This is a genomic window from Streptomyces sp. ISL-1 (genome assembly GCF_018614585.1).
Classification (GTDB): domain Bacteria; phylum Actinomycetota; class Actinomycetes; order Streptomycetales; family Streptomycetaceae; genus Streptomyces; species Streptomyces maoxianensis.
Window position 1 is genome coordinate 22,129 of record NZ_JAGGOI010000032.1, and the last position, 26,866, is coordinate 48,994.

Annotated in this window: 19 protein-coding genes; 14 read left to right on the forward strand and 5 right to left on the reverse strand. The window is 70.2% G+C overall.

Going from position 1 to position 26,866, the window contains the following annotated elements:
- The first annotated feature begins 3 nt into the window (after positions 1 to 3).
- Entirely contained in the window at positions 4 to 1,683 is a 1,680-nt protein-coding gene (locus J7E87_RS23100; RefSeq protein WP_215096410.1) for a PHP domain-containing protein, read from the forward strand.
- Between the two features lie 96 nt (positions 1,684 to 1,779).
- Here J7E87_RS23100 and fdhD read toward each other — a convergent pair whose 3' ends face one another.
- Both fdhD and J7E87_RS23110 read right to left on the reverse strand, forming a co-directional pair.
- A complete protein-coding gene (fdhD, locus tag J7E87_RS23105) occupies positions 1,780 to 2,619 on the reverse strand; it encodes a formate dehydrogenase accessory sulfurtransferase FdhD (protein ID WP_215096603.1) in 840 nt (279 codons plus the stop codon).
- A 76-nt stretch (positions 2,620 to 2,695) separates the two neighbouring features.
- Positions 2,696 to 3,766: a 2-dehydropantoate 2-reductase gene (locus J7E87_RS23110; protein WP_374195219.1), complete on the reverse strand. Its 1,071-nt coding sequence runs from the start codon at positions 3,764 to 3,766 to the stop codon at positions 2,696 to 2,698.
- A 156-nt stretch (positions 3,767 to 3,922) separates the two neighbouring features.
- Between J7E87_RS23110 and J7E87_RS23115 the strand changes: the two genes are divergently transcribed.
- From J7E87_RS23115 to J7E87_RS23125, 3 genes are all read left to right on the forward strand, one after another.
- Positions 3,923 to 4,870 carry a beta-ketoacyl-ACP synthase III gene (locus J7E87_RS23115; RefSeq protein WP_215096412.1) on the forward strand — a complete coding sequence of 316 codons (948 nt, stop codon included), beginning with the start codon at positions 3,923 to 3,925 and terminating at the stop codon, positions 4,868 to 4,870.
- Positions 4,871 to 4,906: 36 nt separating this feature from the next.
- Positions 4,907 to 5,383, forward strand: a complete 477-nt coding sequence (locus J7E87_RS23120; RefSeq protein WP_215096413.1) for an NUDIX domain-containing protein — start codon at positions 4,907 to 4,909, stop codon at positions 5,381 to 5,383.
- Between the two features lie 91 nt (positions 5,384 to 5,474).
- Positions 5,475 to 6,149, forward strand: a complete 675-nt coding sequence (locus J7E87_RS23125) for a GntR family transcriptional regulator (RefSeq protein WP_215096414.1) — start codon at positions 5,475 to 5,477, stop codon at positions 6,147 to 6,149.
- Positions 6,150 to 6,284: 135 nt separating this feature from the next.
- Here the strand turns inward: J7E87_RS23125 and J7E87_RS23130 are convergent, their stop codons facing one another.
- Both J7E87_RS23130 and J7E87_RS23135 read right to left on the reverse strand, forming a co-directional pair.
- Positions 6,285 to 9,083, reverse strand: coding sequence for a LuxR C-terminal-related transcriptional regulator (locus J7E87_RS23130; protein WP_374195215.1), 2,799 nt, complete (start codon positions 9,081 to 9,083; stop codon positions 6,285 to 6,287).
- 76 nt (positions 9,084 to 9,159) lie between these two features.
- Positions 9,160 to 9,708 carry a TetR/AcrR family transcriptional regulator gene (locus tag J7E87_RS23135; protein WP_215096416.1) on the reverse strand — a complete coding sequence of 183 codons (549 nt, stop codon included), beginning with the start codon at positions 9,706 to 9,708 and terminating at the stop codon, positions 9,160 to 9,162.
- Positions 9,709 to 10,109: 401 nt separating this feature from the next.
- Here J7E87_RS23135 and J7E87_RS23140 point away from each other — a divergent pair, with 401 nt between their 5' ends.
- The 3 genes from J7E87_RS23140 to J7E87_RS23150 are packed head-to-tail and all read left to right on the forward strand — an operon-like array spanning position 10,110 to position 14,863.
- Complete coding sequence (locus tag J7E87_RS23140; protein ID WP_215096417.1) at positions 10,110 to 12,695, forward strand: molybdopterin-dependent oxidoreductase; 2,586 nt, start codon at positions 10,110 to 10,112, stop codon at positions 12,693 to 12,695.
- Complete coding sequence (locus J7E87_RS23145) at positions 12,692 to 13,666, forward strand: xanthine dehydrogenase family protein subunit M (RefSeq protein ID WP_215096418.1); 975 nt, start codon at positions 12,692 to 12,694, stop codon at positions 13,664 to 13,666. The genes J7E87_RS23140 and J7E87_RS23145 overlap by 4 nt, the downstream gene beginning before the upstream one ends.
- A 39-nt stretch (positions 13,667 to 13,705) precedes the next feature.
- A complete protein-coding gene (locus tag J7E87_RS23150; protein WP_215096419.1) occupies positions 13,706 to 14,863 on the forward strand; it encodes an XdhC family protein in 1,158 nt (385 codons plus the stop codon).
- Positions 14,864 to 14,923: 60 nt separating this feature from the next.
- Here J7E87_RS23150 and J7E87_RS23155 read toward each other — a convergent pair whose 3' ends face one another.
- Positions 14,924 to 15,172 (reverse strand): SDR family oxidoreductase, encoded by a 249-nt coding sequence (locus J7E87_RS23155; protein WP_215096420.1) that lies wholly within the window; start codon positions 15,170 to 15,172, stop codon positions 14,924 to 14,926.
- 208 nt (positions 15,173 to 15,380) lie between these two features.
- Between J7E87_RS23155 and J7E87_RS23160 the strand changes: the two genes are divergently transcribed.
- From J7E87_RS23160 to J7E87_RS23190, 7 genes are all read left to right on the forward strand, one after another.
- Entirely contained in the window at positions 15,381 to 16,562 is a 1,182-nt protein-coding gene (locus J7E87_RS23160; RefSeq protein ID WP_215096421.1) for an ROK family transcriptional regulator, read from the forward strand.
- A 171-nt stretch (positions 16,563 to 16,733) separates the two neighbouring features.
- Positions 16,734 to 18,275 carry a sugar ABC transporter ATP-binding protein gene (locus tag J7E87_RS23165; RefSeq protein WP_215096422.1) on the forward strand — a complete coding sequence of 514 codons (1,542 nt, stop codon included), beginning with the start codon at positions 16,734 to 16,736 and terminating at the stop codon, positions 18,273 to 18,275.
- Complete coding sequence (locus tag J7E87_RS23170; RefSeq protein WP_215096423.1) at positions 18,272 to 19,306, forward strand: ABC transporter permease; 1,035 nt, start codon at positions 18,272 to 18,274, stop codon at positions 19,304 to 19,306. Before J7E87_RS23165 ends, J7E87_RS23170 begins: the two co-directional genes overlap by 4 nt.
- A gap of 78 nt (positions 19,307 to 19,384) precedes the next feature.
- A complete protein-coding gene (locus J7E87_RS23175; RefSeq protein ID WP_215096424.1) occupies positions 19,385 to 20,431 on the forward strand; it encodes a substrate-binding domain-containing protein in 1,047 nt (348 codons plus the stop codon).
- A 45-nt stretch (positions 20,432 to 20,476) separates the two neighbouring features.
- The gene (locus J7E87_RS23180; RefSeq protein WP_215096425.1) at positions 20,477 to 21,739 is read left to right on the forward strand and encodes a Gfo/Idh/MocA family protein; all 1,263 of its coding nucleotides are present in this window, start codon (positions 20,477 to 20,479) and stop codon (positions 21,737 to 21,739) included.
- 9 nt (positions 21,740 to 21,748) lie between these two features.
- Positions 21,749 to 22,753, forward strand: coding sequence for a sugar phosphate isomerase/epimerase (locus J7E87_RS23185; RefSeq protein ID WP_215096426.1), 1,005 nt, complete (start codon positions 21,749 to 21,751; stop codon positions 22,751 to 22,753).
- Between the two features lie 341 nt (positions 22,754 to 23,094).
- Positions 23,095 to 26,793 carry a ThuA domain-containing protein gene (locus J7E87_RS23190; RefSeq protein ID WP_215096427.1) on the forward strand — a complete coding sequence of 1,233 codons (3,699 nt, stop codon included), beginning with the start codon at positions 23,095 to 23,097 and terminating at the stop codon, positions 26,791 to 26,793.
- Positions 26,794 to 26,866 lie beyond the last annotated feature (73 nt).

The window sequence follows — 26,866 nt, forward strand, 5'->3', positions numbered from 1 at the left end:
TTCATGCCGAGCCAGAGACCCACTCAGCCCCTGCCGCGCTGGGCGGACCCCGACGTACCCGCCGATTCGCTCGACCCCCAGGGACTTTCGCGCCGCGGACTGCTGTGCAGCGCGGGCCTGTTCGGGGCCGCGTTCGCCGGCGGCGCCCTGCTCGCGCCGACGGCCGCCGAGGCGCACACCCTGGCCGTCGGCGACCCGAACCTCGTCTACCTCGTCGGCGACCACCATGTGCACTCGGTCTACAGCCACGACGCGAAGTACACGTTCTCCCAACTGGCCACCGCCGCCTCCCGGTACGGCCTGGACTGGATGGTCCTGACCGAGCACAGCAACTTCGGTCACGCCAGGGCCGGCGGCGCCGAGGCCGAGCACCGGGAGATCCTCAAGGCCCGCGCCGACAACCGGCGCATGCTGATCTTCCAGGGCCTGGAGTGGTACATCCCCGGCGCCGAGCACTGCACCGTCTTCTCGCCGCCCGGACGCCACGAGGTCGAACTGCTCACCCGCTTCGAGGAGGCCTACGACGGCAAACTCCTCGGCTACACCGCGGGCCGCCCGGACCACCCGGACACCCCGCGCAACGAGGCCCACGCCGTCGACGCGCTCAAATGGCTCGACCAGCAGCGCTGCCGCGGATACGTCGACGATGTCCTGGTCCTCGCCAACCACCCGCTGCGCCTGGGCATCGACTCCCCGCACGAGCTGCGCGCCTGGCGGGACGCGGCCCCCGAGATCATGATCGGCATGGAGGGCGCGCCCGGCGCCCAGGCCGGGGCCTTCCCCGGCTGGGCCGGCCCCGACAGCATCCGCGGCGAGTATGTGAACAAGCCGTCCCAGAACTCCTGGCCGGGCTACCCGGCGGCGGCGTATGTGACGTACGGCGGCTTCGACTGGGCGACCGCGACCGTCGGCGGCCTGTGGGACGCGATGCTCGCCGAGGGCCGGCTGTTCTCCATCACGTCCAACTCGGACGTGCACCGCGTCGCGTACGACACCTGGCGCAACGGCGACTGGCTGCCCGGCCAGAACTTCGACAACACCGGCCGGCTGCCCGATCCGGTGAACACGGCGGAGCCTCAGCCCGGCGGGGACTTCTGGCCCGGCCAGTTCAGCCGCACGCACGTCGGCGTCACTCGCTACGGATACCGGCAGGTGATGGCCGGCCTCAGGGCGGGCCGCGTCTGGGTCGACCACGGCCAGCTCATCGACGGCATCGAGGTACGGGTGAACAGGGAGCACGGCATCGGCCGCGGCGTGACGCTCGGCGGGCGGCTGCGCGTACGCCGGGGAGAGAAGATCGTCCTCAACGTCACCGTCACCACCGCGTCACGCCCCAACCACCACGGGGAAGTGCCGCGCCTCGCCCATCTCGACGTGATCCGGGGCGCGCTACGCGGCCCGGTCGCCGACCGCGACGAGTGGCGGGCACCGGACACCCGGGTCGTGCACACCGCCGATGTCGAGGGCCGCGCGGGCCGGTACACGCTGCGCATCGCGGTGGGCAGGGCAGAGGAGTCCTTCTATCTGCGGCTGCGCGGCAGCGACGGCAAGCGCAACGGGCCCGGATTCCTGGGCGCCACGACAGACCCGCACGGGCCGGTTCCGCACGAGCCCGGCAACGGCGACCCATGGCTGGACACTTGGTGCTACACCAACCCGGTCTTCGTCGATGTCGTGAAGTGATCTCTCACACGAACCGACCTCTGAGACGGAGAGGCCCGGCCGGCGCAGGGGGCGCTCCCCGCCGGCCGGGCCCGTATCCCGTGCAGCGGGGGCGCTTCAGACCCCGGTGCTCAGGGCGAGGCGCTCGTCGCCCGCGTACACGTTCATATTGGCGCCGCGCAGAAAGCCGACCAGGGTCAGGCCCGCCTCGGCAGCCAGGTCCACGGCGAGCGAGGTCGGCGCGGAAACCGCGGCCAGCACCGGGATTCCGGCCATCACCGCTTTCTGTGCCAGCTCGAACGACGCCCGTCCCGAGACCAGCAGAATCACCCGGGACAGCGGCAGCCGGCCGTCCTGTAGCGCCCGGCCGACCAGCTTGTCGACCGCGTTGTGCCGGCCGACGTCCTCCCGGATGTCGAGCAGCTCGCCCTCCTCGGAGAACAGCGCCGCCGCGTGCAGACCCCCGGTCCGGTCGAAGACCTGCTGTGCCGCCCGCAGCCGGTCGGGGAGGACGGCGAGCAGAGCGGGCTCGACGCGGACCGGGGGAGTGTCGGCGATCGGGAAGCGGGCGGTGGTGCGTACGGCGTCGAGGCTGGCCTTGCCGCACAGTCCGCACGAGGACGTGGTGTAGACGTTGCGCTCGAGGGTGATGTCGGGGACGGGCACACCGGGCGCGAGCTGCACGTCCACCACGTTGTAGGTGTTCGACCCGTCGTCCGTGGCGCCCGCGCAGTACACGATGTTGCGCACCTCGGCCGGGGAGCCGAGGACGCCCTCGCTGACCAGGAAGCCGGCCGCGAGGGCGAAGTCGTCGCCCGGTGTGCGCATGGTGATGGCGAGCGGCTTGCCGTTGAGGCGGATCTCGAGCGGCTCCTCGGCCACAAGGGTGTCGGGACGGGTCGACACCGCCCCGTCCCTGATGCGGATGGTGCGGCGGCGCTCGGTGACCCGTCCCATGGAGATCAATTCCGATTCTGTACGTGGTGGGAGCCGAAACGACCCTTGACGATTTCATTCTCCTGCACAGGCGGAGTCATGCCGCGGCCCCTGTCGAGGAGTCCGCGGTGGTCGTCGCCAGCAGATCGGCGAGCGCGTGCACGGCGCACAGCTTCGGTACGGGAGTCCTGGTCAGCGCGGCCAGTTCGACGACGGCCGCGAGCAGCACGTCCAGTTCGAGCGGCTTGCCCTTCTCCAGGTCCTGGAGAGTGGAGGTCTTGTGGTCGCCGACGCGCTCGGCGCCCGCTATGCGCCGTTCCACGGAGATCTTGGGGTGGCAGCCGACCGCGGCCGCGACCTCGAGCGTCTCGCGCATCATCGTCTCGACCAGCGCCTTGGTGTCCCGGTGGCGGCAGATCTGCGCCATCGTGGCCCGCGAGAGCGCGCTGATCGGGTTGAAGGAGATATTGCCGAGCAGCTTGATCCAGATGTCGTTGCGCAGATCCGGCTCGACGGGGCACTTGAGCCCGCCCGCCACCATCGCCTCGCTGAAGTCGAGACAGCGGCGCGACACGGTCAGGTCCGGCTCCCCGATGGAGAACCGAGTGCCTTCCAAGTGGCGTACGACACCTGGGGATTCGAGCTCGGTGGCGGCGTAGACGACACACCCGATGGCGCGCTCGGGCGGCAGTGTCGCGCTGACCGTGCCGCCCGGGTCGACACTCTCGATGCGGCGTCCGGTGTACGGCCCGGGCAGGCCGTGGAAGTACCACCAGGGGATGCCGTTCTGCGCGGCGATGACGGCCGTACGCTCGTGCAGCAGCGGATGCACGAGTGGGCCCGACACCGCATAGGAATTGGCTTTGAGGCCGAGGAAGACATAGTCGACGGGCCCGACCGAGGCCGGGTCGTCGGTGGCGGCCGGCCGCGCGGTGAAGTCGCCGCGCGGGCTGAGCACCCGCACGCCGTCACGGCGCATGGCCGCCAGGTGCGGGCCGCGGGCGATGAGATGGACCTCGGCGCCGGCGCGATGGAGCGCGGCCCCGACATATGCGCCGATGGCACCGGCGCCGACAACTGCGACTTTCACGGGGCTCTCCGTTCGGTTGAGCGACCGAGCGAGGGCGGGACGGTGCGGATGACACCGCGGGCTGAGTCGACAGAATATTGTCTACAGTATGCCTTCGAGGCGGTCAAGAGTCGGCGCATCCTTCGGGAAAGCTCCAAAGTCCGGTCCCCGAACCTGTGGGATCACATGCCGTCGTACCGGGTGGTAGCAGCCAAGACTGGGAAATTCCACTGTCTTATCGAGGGGGAACCGCAAATGACCGGCTCACGCATCGTCGCGCTCGGGCACTACCAGCCCGCCAAGGTGCTCACCAATGACGACCTGGCCGCCATGGTCGACACCAGCGACGAGTGGATCCGCAGCCGCGTCGGGATCGAGACCCGGCATGTGGCCGGACCCGACGAGCCGGTCGACGAGCTGGCCGCGCACGCCGCCGCGAAGGCGCTCGCCTCCGCCGGACTCGCGCCCGACGACATCGATCTCGTCCTGGTCGCCACCTCCACCGCGATCGACCGCTCGCCCAACACGGCGGCGCGCGTCGCGGCCCGGCTCGGCATGAGCTCGCCCGCCGTCATGGACCTCAATGTCGTATGCGCGGGCTTCACACACGCGCTCGCCACGGCCGACCACGCCGTGCGGGCCGGAGCCGCCGCCCGCGCCCTGGTCATCGGCGCCGACAAGATGGCCGAGGTCGCCGACTGGACCGACCGCACCACCTGTGTGCTGGTCGGCGACGGCGCGGGCGCCGCGGTCATCGAGGCGACCGGCACCGGCTCGGACGGAGAGATCGGCCCCGTCCTTTGGGGCTCGGTCCCGGAGATGGGCCACGCCGTACGGATCGAAGGCACCCCGCCCCGCTTCGCGCAGGAGGGCCAGTCCGTCTACCGCTGGGCTACCACCCAGCTGCCGCCCATCGCCCGCAAGGTCTGCGAGCGCGCGGGCGTCACCCCCGAGGAGCTCGCCGCGGTCGTCCTGCACCAGGCGAATCTGCGCATCATCGAGCCCGTCGCCCAGAAGATCGGCGCGGTGAACGCCGTGATCGCCCGCGATGTGGTGCATTCCGGCAACACCTCGGCCGCCTCGATCCCGATGGCGCTCTCCAAGCTGGTCGAGCGCGGCGAGATCGAGTCCGGCGATCCGGTGCTGCTCTTCGGCTTCGGCGGCAATCTCTCGTACGCGGGCCAGGTCGTCCGCTGCCCCTGAGGCCGGCGCCGCCGCCCCCGGGGCAGACTGAACCGCATGGCAGCCAAGCGCAGCGCGGGCCTGTTGCTGTTCCGCAGGCGGGGTACGGACACCGAGGTGCTCGTCGGTCATATGGGAGGGCCGTTCTGGCAGTCCCGCGACGAGGGGGCCTGGTCCGTGCCGAAGGGTGAGTACACCCCTGAAGAGGAGCCGATGGCCGCCGCCCGGCGGGAGTTCGTGGAGGAGCTCGGCGTCCCGCCGCCCGACGGGGAGTGGCTGTCGCTAGGTGAGGCACGGCAGAGCGGCGGCAAGATCGTCACCGTCTGGGCACTCGAAGGCGTCCTCGACACCGACCTGGTGGAACCGGGCACTTTCGTCATGGAGTGGCCGAGGGGCTCGGGCCGGATGCAGGAGTTCCCCGAGATCGACCGGGCCGAGTGGATGTCCGTGGCGGAGGCCAGGGGGAAGCTGGTGACGGGGCAGCGGGTCTTCCTCGACCGGCTGGAGGAGCTGCTCGTTTCCGGCCCGGGGTGACGTGGATCTCGGCATGGAAGCGATTGCGCTCGGTAGACTGTAGACGATAGCCAATTGTCGCTCGCCGTCGCCGGCCAGGAAGGGGACTGTGATGTTGTCCGCAGGACTGCCGCAGGGAACCGTGCCCAAGCTGGAACGCCCCGGTCCGCTGCGTGAGCGGGTCTACGAGGCGCTGCTCGAACTGATCACGACCCGCGCACTCCGCCCGGGCCAGCACCTGGTCGAGAGCGAACTCGCCGGCCATCTCGGGGTGTCCCGCCAGCCCGTTCGAGAGGCGCTGCAGCGGCTGAACACCGAGGGATGGGTCGATCTGCGCCCGGCGCAGGGTGCGTTCGTCCATGAACCGACCGAGGCGGAGGCGGACCAGCTGCTCTCGGTCCGTACGCTGCTCGAGGCCGAGGCCGCCCGGCTCGCCGCGGCGAACTCCGGCTCCGCGGGCATCGCCGCGCTCGAAGAGCTGTGCGTACAGGGCGAAGGGGCCGTCGCGGACGACGACGTCGACCTGGCGGTGGTCACCAACGCCGCCTTCCACGCCAAGGTGATGGAGCTCGCCGGGAACCTTGTCCTCGCCGAGCTGGCGGCACAGGTGGACCGCCGGGTCCGCTGGTACTACACGCCCGTCGCACGACAGCGCGGCCGCCAGTCCTGGATCGAGCACCGGGAGCTGATCGCGGCGATCTCGGCCCGCGACGAGCGGCGGGCGACGGAAGTCATGCGGGCGCACACGGAGCACACCCGCAAGACCTACCACCAGCGCGAGGAGTAGTACGGGTCGCCCGCAACGGCTGCCGTCGCGCGCCACCGTGGCGCGTATTCGCCTTCGTCGCCTTCGTACGAGATGAACCAGAACCTGGTTGCGGCGATCCGCTCGTGGCGGAACTCGGCCCCGGCACAGGGACGTTCACTTCGGAGAGCCGGCAACGGGTCGTCGCGGTGGCCGGGGGCCTCCGGGCCTGAGGGTTCGGCCTGCGAATCCGGCGGCTGGTGGCGGTGAGGCGGCCGGCGCGCCGTCGCCGATGTCGTGTCCGGCGGGGCGGGGCGCGGGTGCGTGATGTGGTTCGGATCGTTCCAGGACGGTGGCCAGTTCGCGGCGCGTGGTGACGCCGAGTTTGGCGTAGGCGTGCTGGAGGTGGTTGTTGACGGTGCGCACCGACAGGTGCAGCACGTCGGCGATGTCCTTGCTGCGGGTGCCGTTGGCGGCGAGCAGGGCGACTTCGCGTTCCCGGTCGGTCAGCGGGGCGCCGGGGGCGGCGGCGGTCAGCAGGGCCGTACGGGCGTCCTCGCAGCGGCCGGCGATGGCGGTGGCCAGGCTGGTGGCGGCGGTGGCGCGACGGGCCTGACCGGCGCGCTGCCAGGCGGCGGCGGCCGCGGCAGCGGCTTCGGCGGCCAGCAGGTCGGCGCCGGCCCGCTCGAACGCCGTGGCGACGTCGAGGAGTTGGTCGGGGGCGTCGGCGGCCAGGGCTGCGGCCAGTCGGGCCCCGGTGCCGGTCAGTACGCCGTCGCTCCGGCGGGCGAGTTCGGCCAGCCGCCCGGCCACCTTCTTGGCGCCGCCAAGACGGGCGATGTCGGTGAGCAGCAGGGCCTCGGGGCTGACCAGGCCTGCGGTGCGGGCGCACCGGGCGGCGTCGGTGAGGACCGTACGGGCCTGGGCCACGTGGCCCCGGGCGGCATGCAGCCAGGCTCGTCCCAGATACTCCTCGGCCGCGAAAACGTCCGGCCACAGGTAGTTACGGGCTTCGGCGCAGGCCAGTTCGGCCGCCTCGAGGTCGCCGAGTACCGCTGCGCATGCGGCCAGGCCGCTCAGCGCCGGGCCCAGGGGCCTGATGTGGTGGTACGCGCGGGCCAGGGCGGCGGCCTCGGCGTACCAGCGGCGGGCACTGGCCGGATGCCCGGCCAGCCACTCGGTGCGGCCAAGGCTGAAGGCCAGCCAGATCTGGGGGACGGGAGTGGAGCTGACCCGGGCGAGTTCGGCGTAGCCGCGCCGGCCCACCTCGCGGGCTTCGGCCAGCCGTCCGTGGCTGCTCAGAGCGTGGTTCACCGAGATCAGCTGGACTGCCGGGTGGGGATAGAGGGTGTGTTGGTCGACTGTGGCATGGGCGGCGTAGGCGCGTTCGGCCCAGGCCACCGCGTCGCCGGTGCGGCCGACCAGTTCCAGCCCGAGTGGCTTCATCAGGGCGCCGGTGAGCCAGGCCACCGGGTAGGGAGCGTCGTTGATGTCTTCTTCCATGTCCTCCAGCAGTTCCAGCCCGCGGACCGCCTCGCCGGAGGCGATCCGCATGGACCCCTCGCAGTACCGCAGCATCCGCAGGGCGTCAGCACTCGTGACCCGGGCGCGGGCGGCCTCGTTGACCGCCAGCGCCTCGTCGGCCTCCGCGGCCCCCCAGAACAGATTGCAGGTGCGTGCCATCGTGACGGCCAGCTCGTCCTGCTCGCTCTCGGCGCCCGCGACGGCCTTGGCCAGCACTCTCTCGGCCTGCTGCGGTTCGCCCAGCTCGAAGAGCGTCTCGCCCAGCATCAGGCGGGTGGCGGTGGTGTGGTGCTTTTCGGGCAGGGCCTGCAGCAATGCGCGGGCCTGCCCGTAGTCGTGGGCGTACCGGGCCAGCGCCGCCGCCTCGGTCAGCGCCGCCGGATCCGCCGTGCCGGTAGCCGCAAAACGCCAGGACGCGACGTGCAGCGCGTCAGTGCGACGCCTCATGCCTCGTACTTCGACCCTTGCGGCCTGCCGCAACAGCAGCGCCCGCCGGCGCGTCACCGGCAGGCCGGCCCGCAGTACCTCGCCGTACAACGGATGCGCCAGCGCGACCGAGGTGCGCCGTCCCTCCTGTCGCACACGCACCAGTCCGGCGTACTCCAGCCCGGTCACCGCCTCCGGTGAAGCGAACTGCTCCGCGTCGGTCAGGGACAGCGGCTCACACAGTGCCAGCAACTCAAGCAGTGGACGGGCCTCGGCACCGGCTGCCGCCAGCCGCGCACTGATCAGCTCCACGAGCCGGGTCGTCCCGCGCACCGGACCCGCAGCCAGTTCCCAGATCTCCCCGTCACTGACCAAAGCGCCCCGGTCCAGCGCCCCGGTGACCAACTCCCGCAGATACAGCACATTGCCACGGCAGGCCGCGTGCAACTCCCACAGCATCCCTTGCGCCACAGGCGCGCCCAGCACCGCCTGCAACAGCTCCTCGACGTCGCCACGGTCCAACTCCGCCAGTTCCACCCGCCACATCGTGTCGCCGTGGCACACCGCCTCCACCGCGTCCCCCACCGGCGCACCGGAGCAGATCGTCCCGAGAAGCCGCACCACACCCGCATCCATCAACTGCCGCAGCAGTACCGCCGAGACGGCATCCAGCAGGTGTATGTCATCAATGAGCAGTACGAGCGCACGCCCGTCCCGACCGGCCAACCGCCGTGCCACTGTGGCGAAGCCCGTCACGGGATCCGACAAGTCCGCCCCTGCAGGCACCAGATGAGCGATCGCGCCCAACGGAACCGTCCCGGCCGCCGCGCTCGCGGTCGCCCGCGCAACCCGGAACCCCATGCCCGCCGCCCGCGCCAGGCACTCCTCGGCCAGCCGCGACTTGCCCACGCCCGGCGAACCGGACACGACAAATCCTTGGCACCGTCGATCCGTCAGCCCCTTGGTGAACAACTCCAACTGTTCGCCGCGGCCAACAAACACATCCGCAAAACCGGGGACTCTCACAGCACCCCTCAAGGTCCGCGATGCTCTGCGTCGGCATGGGATGGCGCCTCAGGTGCGAGCGGCCGGGGCAGGGCGTTCATGGGGTGTCTCTCCCGGTGAGTCCGACGATGAGGGCTTCGGTGGCGGGGCGCAGCAGGGCCGCGCCGTCGGGCGTCAACTCCAGGCCCAGAACAAGGGCGATGGCGATGTCGGCGGCCTGCGCCGGGGTCACGGTCGTGGTGCCGGCCGCGGCGAAGGCTTCGGCGAGCAGGTCGTGCAGATCCTTGGTGAACTGCTGAACGGTGGGCCCGCAGAGCCGGTCGGTGGTGTCGATCAGCTCGGAGGCGTGCGGTGAGTCCTCGACGACTTTCTGGAAGAGGTCGAGCTTGGCGCCGAGGATCCCGCGGACGCGATCCTGTGCCGTGACCTCGGCGACCGCGGCCTCTCTGGCCTGGGCCAACGCCTGGCCGTGCAGGCGCTCGGCAAGCCGCAGGAACGCGTCGTCCTTGTTGCGTACGTACTGGTAGACGGCGGCACGGGACATGCCGGCCGCCCGTGCGATGTCTTCCATGGTGGTGCGGCGCACGCCGTGCTTGGTGAACGTCACGTACGCCGCGTCGAGCACCTGGTCGAGTCGGGAGTTCATGGCTCCATTGTGGTGAGCTGGAAAACGGCGGGGGCATCGAACTCGAACGCGCAACCCGGCGTCCAATGCGGCGCCCCCGCGATCGTCATGCTGACACTTTATGCACGAAACGTCAGGTTGTGCAACAAGGCTGCTTGCCTTGTGCACGGCGGGCCGGGCGCCGGAACCGCTCAGTCGGCCCTTCGCCCTCGCCGGAAACCCTCTGCGGCAGCAAACTGACACTCAAGAGCAGGTGGCACTCGAGGCTGATGGGCGCCGCGTGCCGGAACCGGAAATGAGCAGTTTTTACTCATCCCGTTGCGCTCTTGATCCAGCAGGGTTGCCTCGACTGCGGCAAGCGGGCTGTGCGGCAGCGACAAGCGGCAGGTACCCGACTTCTCCTCTTCCAAGGACTTTCGCAAATGGATGTAACAGTCAATGGATCCGCGCGTCAGGTCGGGAGTGAACCGGACGCCACCGCGGTCCAGTTCCTGCGTGAGACGTTGGGCCTGACGGGCACGAAACTGGTCTGCGGGGCAGGTGTGTGCGGGGCGTGCACGGTCCACGTCGACGGTGTCCCCAAGGTGGCCTGCCTGACCCCGGCGGCAGCTCTGGAGGGCACCTCCGTCACGACTGTGGAGGGTCTGCGGGGCAAGCACCCGGTGCAGCGCGCGTTCGCTGCCCATGACGCGCTGCAGTGCGGCTACTGCACGCCCGGGTTCGTCATGGAGGCCTCGAGTTTCGTGGACCGGTGGCGGGCCGAGCACGGCGACACCACGCCTTCGCGGGCCGATATCGCCGCCGCTCTGGCGGGACACCTGTGTCGCTGCGGTGCGTATGAGGGGATCTACGCGGCGGTCGCCGCGGCGTGCGCGGGCGCACACGACACGGATGACGCTCCGCCTCCGCGGGTGGAGGCGATGCAGAAGATCACCGGCCAGGCCCTCTACACGACAGACGTCCACCCGGCCGGTCTGCTCGACGGCGTCATCGTCCGTTCCAGGCACGCGCATGCCCGCGTCAGGTCCGTGACGGGTGACGACAAGTTGGTCGACCTGCTGCCCGGGGACCGTACGGTCCGATACGTCGGCCAGCCGATTGCCGCCGTCGCGGCCGAGACCCTCGCCGCGGCCGAGGCTGCCGCCGAGCGCGTCCGGGTGGAGTACGAGGTGCTGCCGGCCACCGTCGATCCTGGCCTGGCCGAGCTCCCGGACAGTCCCGTGGTCTATCCCACCAAGGAGGAGCGGAAGCAGGCACCCGCCTCCGCCGAGGGGCTTTTGATACCCGCCAAGTGGAACGGGAACGTACGAGGACCGGTGCGGATGAACTGGCACGGCGGTCTGGCCCTCAAGCGGATCGAGCAGGCCCGCGCGCAAGGGGAGAGCCGGCGTCTGGTCGAGGCCACTTTCACGGCCGAACCACAGGTGCACACACCGCTGGAGCCGCACGCGTGCCTGGCTTCGTGGGACAGCGGCGGCGACCTTCATCTCTGGGTGTCCACCCAGGCTCTCGCCGAGGTTGCCGAGCGCGCCGCCGAGCGATTTCGTCTGCGGCCCGAGCAGGTGCATGCCTCCGCGGTGCACGTCGGAGGCGGATTCGGTTCGAAACTCAGCTTGACCAGCGACGTCGTTGCCGCGGCGGAACTGGCCAGGGTGCATGCGGCCCCGGTGCGGGTCGTCCTCAACCGGGCAGAGGAATTCACCGACGGCGGCCATCGTCCCGGTACCCGGGCCGACATCGCCATGCTCACCGACGACAACGGGAATCTGGCCGCGCTGACCCTCGATGTGCACGGAGACGGTGGCGTGTCCGTCGGGTCGGGCGTGGCCTCGCTGGCACGGTTCATCTACGGGAACGCTCCACGCCGGCTGCGGGACTTCGACATCGTCACCCACCGGCCTCCTGCCACACCCTTCCGCGGACCCGGCGGACCACCCCTGGCCTGGGCGCTGGAGCAGACCGTCGACGAAACGGCCCACCGGCGGGGGGAAGACCCCATCGCGCTGCGCCGCCGCTGGGACGGCAACTCCAAGCGGCGAGCACTGTACGACGTGGCAGCGGCTCTGCCGCTCTGGACGCAGCGGCCCGCCGTCGGTTCCCAGACCGGCCGCTTCCGGCGCGGTGTGGGCGTCGCCGCCGCCAACTGGATGTACTTCCTGGACCCCAGTACGCAGGTCGAGCTCACCGTCGAAGAGGGCATCGTGGTGGCGCGCTCCGCCACCCAGGACATGGGCCAGGGCGCCCGGTCCGTCATCGCCGACGTGATCGCCGCCGAGTTGGGCCTGGCTCCGGACCGGGTGCGCGTCGACATCGGCCGTACGGGAACCGTCCACGGACCCACCTCGGGCGGCAGCCGGACCACCACCTCGATCGCGCCCGCCGCCCGCGACGCCGCCGCTCGCCTGCGCTCCGCGCTGGCCGCCAAGGCTCCGGGGCAGGGCACCGGCGGCGCGGTGGAAAAGCTCCTCGCCGACGCCGAGGGCCTTCGGGTGGTCGGCAAACGCCGACGGGACCGCCTTGGGTACGCCGCTCCCGTACGGGTCGGCGGCGTGATCATCGGCAGAGGCTTCACCGGCGCAGTCCATGTCACCGAGGTCGAGGTCGACACCCGCCTCGGCCACACACGCGTCACGCGCGTCTGGGGCGGGATCGCCGCCGGACGCCTCTACTCGCCGGCTCTCGCCCTCGGCCAGTGCCAGGGGGGCGTCATCCAGGGCATCGGATACGCCCTGTACGAGGAGCGCGTCACCGACCCGCTGACCGGTGTGGTCCTGAGCGACAACCTCGAGGACTACCGCATCCCCGGGATCGGCGACATTCCCGAGATCGACATCCACTTCCACGAGGAGGGCTTCGATCACGTCGACGGCGGCGGCGTCGGGCTGGGAGAAGTCTGCACATTGCCGGTGGCCGCGTCCGTCGGCAACGCCGTCCACGCCGCCACCGGGTGGCGCCCTCATCACCTGCCGATCCGCCCGGACCGGCTCCTGGAAGGACTGCGCGCGTGAACCAGCCCCTCACCCTCGACGAGGCCGCGGCCGTCGTTCTCGACAGCGGCGCGGAACTGCGCGCCGGCGGCACCGACACAACCGCCCGCCGGCGCGGGGGAGTCACTCGCAGTGCCGCGGTCCAGATTCCCCTGCTCCCCGCCTTGCACGGCATCACCCGCCAAGCCGACGGGACCACGCGGATAGGGGCGTTGACCGGTGTGGCCGAGCTGTCCGACGACGCCGGTCTGCAGGCGGACTACCCGGCCCTGACCCGGACGGCGGGTGCCCTGGCCACGCCACAGATCCGTACCGCGGGCACCCTGGGCGGCAACCTTCTCCAGCACAACCGCTGCTGGTACTACCGCAATCCCCACTTCAGTTGCTACCGCGACGGAGGCGAGGGCTGTCCCGCACGTACCGGGATCCACCTGCACGCAGCGGTGATCGACCAGGGGCCCTGCATCGCTCCGCACCCCTCGTCGATCGCGATCGCCCTGCTCAGTTATGACGCCCGGATCGACGTACATGAACTCGGGACCTTGAACGTAGCTGACCTGTACGGCGACGGATCCGACCCGACCCGCGACCATCTGCTCGCCCCGCAGCAGATCCTCACCGCCGTCACCCTTCCGGCTCCGCTCCCCGGCGAACGGGCCGCCTACAACCGGGCCATCAGCCGCGCCGGGGCGGAATGGCCGCTCGTCGAGGCGGTGGCCCGCGTGAGAGTCTCCGACGGCATCGTCACCGCCGCCGGGGTCGCCGCCGGCGGCATCGCCCACACCCCCCTGCGGCTGCCGGAAGTCGAGGACGCCCTGCTCGGGCGTGAGCCGACCCCCGAGATTCTCTTCACCGCGGCGACCGCGGCCACCGAACGCTGCTCACCCCTGCCGCAGACCCGCTACAAGGTGGAGCTGCTCCGTGACACCGTGCTCGACGTGCTCGAAAAGGCGGTCGGGGTCGAGGCCCCGACCGGGGCCGAGAACGCTTGACGATCACTCAGAAACGAATCAGAGAGTCAGAGTTCGCCGATGCGCGAGATTGCCCAGCAATTGCAAGCGTGGCGAGCCGCGGGCCGCGGCTTTGCCGTGGCCACCGTGGTGGCGGTCTCGGGCAGCGCCCCTCGCCCGCCCGGTGCCGCGATGGCGGTGAGCACGGACGGCCAGACCGTTGGCAGCGTCTCCGGAGGTTGTGTGGAGGCGGCCGTGTACGAGCTGTGTCTCGAAGCCCTGCGCAGCGGACAACCGGTGCTGCAGCGCTTCGGATACAGCGACGAGGACGCCTTCGCGGCAGCCCTGACCTGCGGCGGGATCATCGATATCTTCGTCCGGCCGGTGCCGCCGGGCCCGGAGCCGGGCCTTGACGCCGCACTGGACTCCATCAGCGGGGACGAGCCCGTCGCTCTGCTGCGGGTCATCGAGGGGCCGGCCGTTCTGCCGGGGGCCGCGCTCGCGGTTCATCCCGACCGTCACGTGGGCACGCTCTCCGACGGCGCCGACCTCGAACACGCCGCAGTGACGCAGGCCCGTGCCCTTCTCGAAGCGGGAAAGACAGCGACATTCCAGCTCGCCCCGGACGGCCGGTCGTGCGACCCGCACACGCAGCAGACCGTCACCTTCTTCGTCGAGTCCCATGTGCCCGCGCCCCGGATGCTGATCTTCGGCGCCGTCGACTTCGCCGGCGCCGTCTCACGCCTGGGAGGGTTTCTGGGCTACCGCGTGACGATCTGCGACGCCCGGGAGGTATTCGCCACCGAGGCGCGCTTCCCGTACGCCGACGAGGTCGTGGTCGGCTGGCCGCATCTCTACCTCGACCGCGAGTCCGCCGCCGGCACGCTGGACGGCCGCACCGTGATCTGCGTACTCACACACGACCCCAAGTTCGACATCCCCCTTCTGGAGCGGGCCCTGCGGATGCCGCTCGGCTACATCGGAGCCATGGGCTCCCGACGCACCCACCACGACCGCCTCGGCCGGCTGCGCGAGGCAGGCCTCACCGAATCCGAGATCGGCGGACTCCACTCGCCCATCGGCCTGGACCTCGGGGCCCGCACCCCTGAGGAAACCGCCGTCGCCATCGCGGCGGAGATCGTCGCGCGCAACCGCGGTGGCGGCTGCCTTCCGCTCACTGGCGGCGACGGCCCCATCCACCGCGCACGGCACGTCCCCGCAGTTGCCGAAGTCCCTTGAGCCGAAGCCGCCGGGACCGTTCCGCAGACGGTGTACACAGCGGTTCGCTGAAACCGGACCCTAGGCGAACGCGCCCGCGTTGGCCTGCGCCCACTGCCGGAACGTACGCGGCTCCCCCGCGCGCACGCCCGTGAGCGCGGGGATCAGAGACTCGGGGCTGTTGAGATCGCCCGCCGCGGCTTCGGCGCCCGGCGGGAGCCGGGAAGCGTCCCCGCCGCGGCTCAGCCCGCGGACCGGCTCGCCCGCCATGGCCAGCTGCTTGACCAGCGCCGATCCCACGTTCCCCGTGGCACCTGTCACCAGGATCATGCGAATTCCCCTCTCGAAGCCCCGCCGTGTCCCTGAGTTCAGTCTGTGTCCCCCGGTCTCCATCGGCGAGCAGAGCTTTGTCCCGGGTGTGGAGAAAGTTGTACCGGAACACTGCTCAAGTTCTTCCCACTCAGGGAAAGCGCTGCTACGTTCCCCTCGAAAGCACGACGGAGAGGCCTGGAACGGCGGGGAGGGGCACGTGAGACGCATGACCGCTCGACCCGCGAACGCGCACCAGGCGCGACTGCTCAGGCTGTTGCGCGACGGCGGGCCCAACTCCCGTGCCCAGCTGGGCGATCAGGTGGACCTGTCCCGTTCCAAGCTCGCCGTGGAGGTCGACCGGCTCCTCGAGACCGGGCTGGTGGTCGCGGACGGCCTTGCCGCCTCGCGCGGCGGGCGGCGCTCACATAACATCCGCCTCGCCCCCGCGCTGCGCTTCCTCGGCGTCGACATCGGCGCCACCTCGGTCGACGTGGCCGTCACCAACGCCGAGCTGGAAGTGCTCGGCCACCTCAACCACCCCATGGACGTACGCGAGGGCCCGGTCGCCGTCTTCGAGCAGGTGCTGTCGATGGCGGCCAAGCTCGGGGCATCCGGACTCGCCGAAGGCTTCGACGGCGCCGGCATCGGCGTCCCCGGCCCGGTCCGCTACCCCGAGGGCGTGCCGGTCGCGCCGCCGATCATGCCCGGCTGGGACGGCTTCCCGGTGCGCGAGGCGCTCAGCCAGGACCTGGGCTGCCCCGTCATGGTCGACAACGATGTGAACCTGATGGCGATGGGGGAGCAGCACGCGGGCGTCGCACGCTCCGTCGGCGACTTCCTCTGCGTCAAGATCGGTACGGGCATCGGCTGCGGCATCGTCGTCGGCGGCGAGGTCTACCGCGGCACGACGGGCAGCGCCGGCGACATCGGCCATATCCAGGTCGAACCGGACGGCCGCGCCTGCGCCTGCGGCAACAAGGGCTGCCTGGAAGCCCACTTCAGCGGCGCCGCGCTGGCCCGCGACGCCGAGGACGCGGCCCGAACCGGCCGGTCGGAGGAACTCGCCGCCCGGCTGGAGACGGCGGGACGGCTCACGGCCGCGGATGTCGCGGCCGCCGCCGCAGCGGGCGACGCCACCTCGCTCGACCTCATCCGCGAGGGCGGCAACCGCGTCGGCCAGGTCATCGCCGGACTGGTCAGCTTCTTCAACCCCGGTCTTGTGGTGATCGGCGGCGGGGTGACCGGCCTCGGCCACACGCTGCTGGCGAGCGTACGCACCCAGGTCTACCGCCAGTCGCTGCCGCTGGCGACGGGCAATCTTCCCATTGTGCTGGGCGAGTTGGGGCCGACCGCCGGAGTGATCGGCGCGGCCAGGCTCATCAGCGACCACCTGTTCTCGCCGGCCTGACCCCGGGCCGGACGACCGCACGACGCCAGGCGCGCCGCAAGGCGTGAGCACCACCGGCAACAGAGCCACGCGTAACGGAACCACCCGCAACAGCGCCACGCGTAACGGAACCACCCGCAACAGCACAGCGCCCTGCCCGCTCACCGGCCGCACCCGCCGAGGGGATTCGTCATGGCACCAGAACCGGCACCAGATCTAGAACCACCCCTGCTCACCATGTCCGGCATCACCAAGTCGTTCCCGGGCGTCCGCGCCCTCGACGGTGTGGACCTTCAGGTCCAGGCCGGCGAGGTCCACTGCCTCCTCGGCCAGAACGGCGCCGGCAAGTCCACCCTGATCAAGGTGCTCGCCGGAGCCCACCAGCCCGACACCGGAGAGATCACCTGGCGCGGCGACGTGGTCTCCCTCAAATCGCCCATCGCCGCTATGCGCCTCGGCATCGCCACGATTTACCAGGAGCTCGACCTGGTAGAAGGACTGTCCGTCGCCGAGAACGTCTTCCTCGGGCACGAGCCCACCTCGGCCGGATTCGTCGTACGCGGCAAGGAAGCACGGTCGGCAACTGCCCTGATCCTGGGGCGACTCGGACACCCGGAGATCGACCCGGCCCACCACGTCGGCGACCTCTCAGCCGCCCAGCAGCAAATCGTCTCCATGGCTCGCGCGCTCTCCCACGAGGTGCGCCTCATCGTGATGGACGAGCCCTCCGCCGCCCTGGACCCCGACGAGGTCGACAACCTCTTCCGTATCGTCGGCGGTCTGACCGCCGACGGCGTCGCCGTCGTCTACATCTCCCACCGGCTCGAAGAGATCCGCCGCATCGGCGACCGGGTGACCGTGCTCAAGGACGGCCGGGCGGTCGCCGTCGGCCTGCCCGCGCGGGACACTCCCACGCGCGACATCGTTGCCATGATGACCGGGCGGAACGTCGAGTACGTCTTCCCCGAGCGGCCCGACCCGGCCCGCGCGGTGGACCGGCAACCGGTGCTGCGGGTCGAAGGGCTCGCCAGGGAAGGGGAGTTCGCGCCCGTAGACCTGGAACTGCGCCCCGGCGAGATCGTCGGGCTCGCCGGACTGGTCGGCTCCGGACGCTCCGAGATCCTGGAGACGATCTACGGGGCACGCAAGCCCAGCGCCGGACGCGTCCTCATCGACGGCAGCCCGCTGCGCCCCGGCAGCGTCCGCTCGGCCGTCCGCGCCGGAGTCGGACTCGCCCCGGAGGAACGCAAGGCGCAGGGGCTGCTGATGCTGGAGTCCGTCACCCGCAATGTCTCCGTCTCCTCGCTCTCCCGCTTCTCCCGCAGCGGCTGGCTGGACCGCCGCCAGGAGCGCGCCGCCGCGCAGCGGGCGACCAGGGAACTCTCGCTGCGCCCCGACAACCCCGACGCCCGCATCCGTACCCTCTCCGGCGGCAATCAGCAAAAGGCCGTGCTCGCCCGCTGGCTGCTGCGCGGCTGCCGGGTGCTGCTCCTCGACGAGCCCACCCGCGGCGTCGACGTCGGCGCCCGCGCCGAGCTGTACGCCGTGATCCGCCGGCTGGCCGACGAAGGCCTCGCCGTACTTCTCGTATCCAGCGAAGTGCCCGAAGTCCTGGGCCTCGCCGACCGGGTGCTGGTGCTCCGCGAGGGCAGCGTCGTGCACACGGCCGACGCCCGGGAGCTCGACGAGCACCGCGTACTCGATCTTGTGATGGAAGGGAGCCCGACGGCATGACGCAGCCAGCCTCTCCGGCGCAGCAGGACGCGCCGATACCCACCGCCAAGTCCGCACCGGCAGGCGAAGGTTGGCGTCGCCCGCTCGGACTGCGCGCCGATGTCCGCAATCTCTCGCTGCTCGGCGTCCTCGCCGTGCTGATCGCGGTCGGCGGCATCACCAAGCCCGATGAATTCCTCGCCACCAGCAATCTTCAGCTCGTCCTCACCCAGGCATCCATCATCGGCGTCGTCACCGTCGGCATGACCTTCGTGATCACCAGCGGCGGCATCGACCTGTCGGTCGGCGCGATCGTGGCCCTTGCCTCGGTATGGGCGACGACGGTGGCCACTCAGGAGTACGGCTTCGCGGGCATCCTCTTCACCGCGGTGATCGTCGGACTCGGCTGCGGTCTGGTGAACGGACTGCTCATCGCGTACGGCGGGATGGTGCCGTTCATCGCGACGCTGGCCATGCTGGCGTCCGCCCGCGGACTCGCCCTGCAGATCACGGACGGCAAGACCCAGATGGTCACCGTGAACTCCGTACTGGACCTGGGCATCAGGGACGCGTACATCCTCGGCATCCCGCCGCTGGTGCTGGTCTTCGCGGCGGTCACGGTCATCGGCTGGCTGCTGCTGAACCGTACGACCTTCGGGCGGCGGACCGTCGCGGTCGGCGGCAACGCGGAAGCCGCCCGCCTCGCCGGCATCGACGTACGGCGCCAGCGGCTCTATCTGTATCTGCTCTCCGGACTGTGCTGCGGAATCGCCGCCTTCATGCTGATCGTGCTGGCCGGCTCGGGACAGAACACCAACGGCAATCTCTACGAACTGGACGCCATCGCCGCGGCGATCATCGGCGGCACCCTGCTCAGTGGCGGCCGGGGCACCATCGCCGGTTCGGTGCTCGGCGTCCTCGTCTTCACGACCATTACCAACATCTTCGCCCTCAACAACTTGGAGAGCGCCGTCCAGCAGATCGCCAAGGGCGCGATCATCGTTGCCGCCGTTCTGGTCCAGCACCGCACGTTGCGCGGCGGCGACGCCTGACCCCACCCCACCCACTCCCCAGCCCACCCCCCATCTGTCGAAATCCCCTCTACCGCCCAGCTGAAGGGTTGATCCGTCATGCCACAAATCCCAGCCACCAGCCGCCGAGGTCTGCTCTTCGGCACGGCCGCCGTCTCCGCCGGCGCGCTGCTGACCGCCTGCACCAGCAACGAGCCCAAGAAGACCGAACAGGCCGCCGACAACGCGCCGGCCGCCGACGACAAGCCCGGCAAGGCCGTCACCATCGGCTTCGCCGGTCCCCAGGCCGACCACGGCTGGCTCAACGCCATCAACGACAACGCCAAGTCGCGTGCCAAGAAGTACTCCGAGGTGACCCTGGAGATCACCGAGGGCTCCAACGACACCGCGGCCCAGATCGGCCAGGTCCAGACGCTGATCAACAAGAAGGTCGACGTACTCGTCATCCTGCCGGCCGACGGAAAGGCGCTGACCCAGGTCGGTCTGCAGGCCATGAAGGCGGGCATTCCCGTCATCAACCTGGACCGGATCTTCGCCTCCCCGCAGGCGTACCGCTGCTGGATCGGCGGCGACAACTACGGGATGGGCCTCAACGCCGGCAACTACATCGGCGAGCAGCTCAAGGACAAGCCGAACGCCAAGGTCATCGAGCTGGCCGGGCTCGACAATCTGGAGCTCACCAAGCAGCGCACCCAGGGCTTCGACGACGCCCTGAAGAACTACCCCAACATCCGGAAGGTGGCCCGCCAGGCCGCCGACTTCACCGTCGAGTCCGGCCAGGCGAAGATGGCCCAACTCCTCCAGGCACAGAGCCAGTTCGACGCCCTGTGGAACCACGACGACGACCAGGGCGTGGGCGCGCTCCGCGCCATCGCACAGGCCGGCCGCAAGGACTTCCTGATGGTCGGCGGCGCCGGAGCCAAGTCCGCGATGGACGCCATCAAGGCCGACAACAGCGTCCTTAAGGCCACCGTCCTCTATCCGCCGACGATGGCCGCCTCCGCCATCGACCTCGCCCGCGCGCTGGGACAGTCCAAGGGCCTCAGCGGAATGTCCGAGCTGGAGATCCCCGCCTCGCTCACCCTGTACTCCGCCGTCGTGACCAAGGAGAACGTCGACGAGTACCTGCCCACGGGCTTCAGCTGACCGGCGTGCCCACCCCCACCGAGCAACCGATGAGGAGGAACCCGTATGGAACAGAGGGACAGTGAGGCCGCTGCGCCGACACTCGGCGTCGGCATGGTCGGTTACGCGTTCATGGGCGCCGCCCACTCGCAGGGGTGGCGCACCGTGGGACGCGTTTTCGACCTGCCGCTGAGGCCGGTCCTCGCCGCGATCGGCGGCCGTGACGAGGCAGCCGTGCGGGCCGCGGCCGCCAAACACGGCTGGGCCTCGGCGGAGAGCGACTGGCGCGACCTCGTGACCCGCGACGATGTGCAGCTCGTCGACATCTGCACACCGGGGGACAGCCATGCGGAAATCGCGATCGCGGCGCTGGAGGCGGGCAAGCACGTCCTGTGCGAGAAGCCGCTGGCCAACTCGGTCGCCGAGGCCGAGGCGATGGTCGCGGCGGCCGAACGGGCCAGGCAGCGTGGCCAGTTGGCGATGGTGGGCTTCAACTACCGGCGCGTGCCCGCGATGGCGTACGCGCGCCGGCTGATCGCCGAGGGCAGGCTCGGCACCCTGCGGCATGTGCGTGTCAGCTATCTGCAGGACTGGCTGGTCGACCCGCAGTTCCCGCTCACCTGGCGGCTCAAGCGCGAGCACGCGGGCTCGGGAGCGCTGGGCGATCTGGGCGCGCACATCGTGGACCTCGCGCAGTACCTGGCGGGGGAGCCGCTGGTCGGGGTGTCGGCGCTGTCGGAGACATTCGTACGGGAACGTCCGCTGCCGGCCGGGGCGTCGGCCGGTCTGTCCGCGCCGGGCGGCGCCGAGCGGGGGCCGGTCACCGTCGACGACGCGGCGCTGTTCACCGGGCGGCTCGCGTCGGGTGCGCTTGCCTCCTTCGAGGCCACCCGCATGGCGGCGGGTCGCAAGAACGCGCTACGGCTCGAAATCAACGGAGAGCTGGGGTCGCTCGCCTTCGACCTGGAGCGGCTCAACGAGCTGTCCTTCCACGACCACACCGAGCCCGCCGCCTCCTCCGGCTTCCGGCGGATCCTCGTCACCGAGTCGGAGCATCCGTATCTCCAGGCGTGGTGGCCGCCCGGCCATGGGCTCGGATACGAGCACACTTTCGCCCACCAGGCCCGTGACCTGGTCGTGGCGATCGCCACGGGCACCGACCCGGTGCCCTCGTTCGCCGACGGGCTGCAGGTGCAGCGGGTGCTCGCCGCGGTGGAGGAGAGCGCGGCGAAGAGTGCCGTCTACACCCCCGTACCGACATCTGTACGGGCGTTCGTACCGGAGTCCGCACAGGCATCCGCACCAGCATCCGCACAGGCACAGGTCTAGGAGGTCCGAATGCCACGTCCGTTCACGCTCTTCACCGGTCAGTGGGCCGATCTGCCGCTGGAGGAGGTCTGCCGGCTGGCCCGCGACTTCGGCTACGACGGCCTCGAACTCGCCTGCTGGGGCGACCACTTCGAGGTCGACAAGGCGCTGGCCGACCCCGCGTACCTCGACGGGCGGCACGCCCTGCTCGACAAGTACGGCCTCAAATGCTGGGCGATCTCCAACCATCTGGTCGGACAGGCCGTCTGCGACAGCATCATCGACGAACGCCACCAGGCCATCCTGCCCGCGCGGATCTGGGGCGACGGCGAGGCCGAAGGCGTACGGCAGCGGGCAGCCGCCGAGATCAAGGACACCGCGCGGGCCGCGGCCGCCTTCGGGGTGCGCACCGTCATCGGCTTCACCGGTTCGTCGATCTGGCATCTGGTGGCGATGTTCCCGCCGGTGCCGGAGCGGATGATCGAGCGCGGATACGAGGACTTCGCCGAACGCTGGAACCCGATCCTCGACGTCTTCGACGCGGAGGGTGTGCGCTTCGCCCACGAAGTGCATCCCAGCGAGATCGCGTACGACTACTGGACCACCAAGCGCGCGCTGGAGGCGGTCGGCCACCGGCCGGCCTTCGGGCTCAACTTCGACCCGAGCCATTTCGTCTGGCAGGACCTGGACCCGGTCGGATTCCTGTACGACTTCCGGGACCGGATCTACCACGTGGACTGCAAGGAGGCGCGCACGCGCCTCGACGGCCGCAATGGCCGGCTCGGCTCCCACCTCCCGTGGGGGGACCCGCGCCGCGGCTGGGACTTCGTCTCGGCCGGACATGGCGACGTGCCGTGGGAGGACGTCTTCCGGATGTTGCGGTCGATCGGCTACGACGGCCCGATCTCGGTGGAGTGGGAGGACGCGGGTATGGACCGCCTGTCGGGTGCACCACAAGCGCTTGCCGATCTGAAGCGATTCGATTTCGATCCGCCCACGGCCTCCTTCGACGCGGCCTTCGCAGGCGGCGACTAGGACATCGGGCCAGCTCCGAGCCCGCTGGCGGATGCGCCGCCGGGCAGGTCCGGCCTGCCCGGTGAGGGCTTTGTCCTGCAGTGGGAAAAAGTTGAACTTCCCTGCTGCACAAGGGCTTTCCGTCCCGGACGAACCCGGATACGGTCCATGAGGTGTACAGGACATAGGTGGTTCCCGGTGTGACGGCGCACTCCGGATCCCACGGCGACCAGCCCGGTGCGCGGTGCCGTACGAGCACCGCCCCGAGGGCGCGGAACGTACGCGCTCCACCCCCAGCCCGCCCGGCGATTGAGGGCAGAAAAAGCCCCGCCCGTTCGACCGGCCACTACCGGAGGACATTCGTGCACAGGAAAAGGCTCAGAGTCCGCAAGGCACTCGCACTCCTCACCGGCAGCCTTCTCGCCGCCACTTCGCTCGCCTTCACCGCGCCTCACACGGCGCTCGCCGCCGACCCCGAACCGGCAGCGGTCGCCGAGGAGTTCCAGCAGGTCACCCTCGCCAAGGGCGGTGAGGAGACCGGGGAACCGATGTCGCTGGCCGTACTGCCCGACCGCAGCGTGCTGCACACCTCGCGCAACGGGGAGCTGCGGATGACCGACAGCGCCGGCAACACCCGTGTGGTGGGCACCATCCCCGTCTATTCGCACGACGAGGAAGGCCTGCAAGGCATCGGTCTCGACCCCAAGTTCAGCGAGAACCGCTTCATCTACCTGTACTACGCGCCCCCGCTGAACACCCCCGCGGGCGACGCCCCGAACGAAGGCACCGCCGAGGAATTCGCGAAGTTCGACGGCGTCAACCGGCTCTCACGCTTCGTACTCAAGGCCGACGGCACGCTCGACAACGCCAGCGAGAAGAAGATCATCGATATCCCGGCGACCCGCGGCATCTGCTGCCATGTCGGCGGCGACATCGACTTCGACGCGCAGGGCAACCTGTATCTGTCGACCGGCGACGACTCCAACCCCTTCGCCTCCGACGGATACACCCCGATCGACGACCGGCCGGGCCGCAACCCCGCCTACGACGCCCGCCGCACCTCGGGCAACACCAACGACCTGCGCGGCAAGATCCTGCGGATCAAGGTCAACGACGACGCGAGCTACTCCGTCCCCGACGGCAACCTCTTCGCGCCCGGGACCGCCAAGACCCGGCCCGAGATCTACGCCATGGGCTTCCGCAACCCCTTCCGGTTCAGCGTCGACAAGAAGACCGGAATCGTCTACGTCGGCGACTACGGCCCCGACGCGGGCGCGGCCGACCCCAAGCGCGGCCCGGGCGGCCAGGTCGAGTTCGCCAGGATCACCAAGCCCGGCAACTTCGGCTGGCCTTTCTGCACCGGCAACAACAACGCCTACGTCGACTACGACTTCGCGACCAGGACGTCCGGGGCCACCTTCGACTGCGCGGCCCCCAAGAACGAGTCGCCGTACAACACCGGCCTGGTCGACCTGCCGCCGGCGCAGCCGGCCTGGATTCCCTACGACGGCGGTTCCGTGCCCGAGTTCGGCACCGGCTCCGAGTCCCCGATGGGCGGACCCGTCTACCGCTACGACGCGGCCTCCACGTCCCCGGTGAAGTTCCCCGAGGCGTACGACGGAGACTACTTCGCGGGTGAGTTCGGCCGCCGCTGGATCAAGCGGATCGAGCAGGGCGCGGACGGCGCGGTCCAGTCCATCAACCCCGTCCCGTGGACCGGGACCCAGATAATGGACATGGCCTTCGGCCCCGACGGCGCGCTGTACGTACTCGACTACGGCACCGCCTGGTTCGGCGGCGACGAGAACTCCGGCCTCTACCGCATCGAGAACGCCACCGGAGGACGCTCCCCGGTCGCCGAGGCGGCCGCGAACAAGACCTCGGGTCAGGCCCCGCTGCGGGTCGCGTTCTCCTCGGCAGGCACCACCGACGGTGACGGAGACGCCCTGACCTACGCCTGGGACTTCGGCGACGGCGGCAAGTCCACCGAGGCCAACCCCACGTACACGTACAAGAAGAACGGCACCTACACGGCGACCGTCACCGCCAAGGACCCCACCGGCCGGACCGGCTCGGCCAGTGTCCATGTCGTCGTCGGCAACACCGCGCCCAAGGTGACTCTGGAACTCCCGGCCGAGGGAGCGCTGTTCAGCTTCGGCGACGAGATTCCCTTCAAGGTCACGGTCACCGATCCCGAAGACGGCGCCGCCGGGACGATCGACTGCGCCAAGGTGAAGGTGACCTACATCCTCGGCCATGACAGCCACGGCCACCCGGTCACCTCGGCCAACGGCTGCACCGGCACCATCAAGACGTCGGCCGACGGTGGGCACGACCCCAACGCCAACATCTTCGGAGTCTTCGACGCCGAGTACACCGACGGCGGGGGCGGCGGCCAGGCCGCGCTCACCAGCCACGACCAGGCGCAGCTCCAGCCGCGCCACCGGCAGGCCGAGCACTACAACAACTCCTCGGGCGTCACGCTCCAGAACAAGGCCAGTGCCCACGGCGGCAAGACGGTCGGTGACATCCACAACGGCGACTGGATCTCCTTCAAGCCCTACAACCTGACCGGGTCCACCAAGCTCACCGCCCGCATCTCATCCGGCGGCGCCGGCGGCTTCCTCGAGGTGCGCACCGGATCTGCGGACGGCCCGATCCTCGGTTCGGCACCGGTGCCGGTCACGGGCGGCTGGGACACCTTCCAGGACGTCGACGTACCGTTGCGGGCCGTGCCGAGGAAGACAACCGAACTGTTCCTGGTGTTCAAGGGCGGCGACGGAGCGCTCTACGACGTGGACGACTTCGAACTCTCCAACAGCGCACCGGACCGGACCGCCAAGCGCGTACTGGTCTTCTCCAAGACCGCCGGCTTCCGGCACGACTCCATCCCGGCCGGCGTCGCGGCACTCAAGGAACTCGGCAAGACCAGCAACATGACGGTCGACGCCACCGAGGAGGCCGCGCAGTTCACCACCAGCAACCTCGCCCGCTACGACGCGGTCGTTTTCCTGTCCACCACCGGTGACGTCCTGAACGCCGACCAGCAGAAGGCGTTCGAGAACTTCGTCACCACCGGCGGCGGCTTCATGGGCGTGCACGCCGCGGCCGACACGGAGTACGACTGGGCCTTCTACGGCGGGCTCGTCGGCGCGTACTTCGCCTCACACCCGCAGATCCAGCCCGCCACCGTGCGGGTCGAGGACCACACCCACCCGTCCACCGCGCACCTGGACGACGCCTGGGAGCGCACCGACGAGTGGTACAACTACCGCACCAACCCGCGCGGCAAGGCCCGGGTGCTCGCGACCCTGGACGAAACCACCTACCAGGGCGGCACCATGAAGGGCGACCACCCGATCGCCTGGTGCCAGACCTACCAGGGCGGCCGCTCCTTCTACACAGGCGGCGGCCACACCAAGGAGGCGTACGCCGAGCCGGCCTTCCGCCAGCATCTGCTGGGTGGCCTGCGCTACGCCTCCGGCCAGGTCAAGGCCGACTGCAAGCCGCAGACGGGATACCGGCCGATCTTCAACGGCAAGACCCTGGACGGCTGGAAGCAGGCCGGGCCCGGAAAGTTCAACGTCGTCGACGGCGAACTGCGCACCGAGGGCGGCATGCGCATGCTCTGGTACCAGGCCAAGGAGCTGACGTCGTACTCCGTCAAGCTCGACTGGAAGCTGTCGGGTGACGACAACTCGGGTGTCTTCGTGGGCTTCCCGGCCTCCGACGACCCGTGGTCGGCGGTGAACAAGGGGTACGAGGTGCAGATCGACGCGACCGACGCGGCCGACCGCACCACCGGCGCCGTCTACGGCTTCAAGTCCGCCGACATCAAGGCACGCGACAGCGCCCTGCGGCCGCCGGGCCAGTGGAACAGCTACGAAATCCGGGTGCAGGGTGAACGGCTCCAGGTCTTCCTCAACGGCGTGAAGATCAACGACTTCACCAACACCGACCCGGTACGCAGCCTGAAGGACGGCTATATCGGCATCCAGAACCACGGGGCCGACGACCAGGTGTCCTTCCGGAACATCCAACTCAGGGAGCTGCCCTCCTAGGCGCGCCCGTCAGACGACGGCGGGCGGGGAGGCGCCGTACCCCCCGCCCGCCGTCTTCCACCACACCGAATGG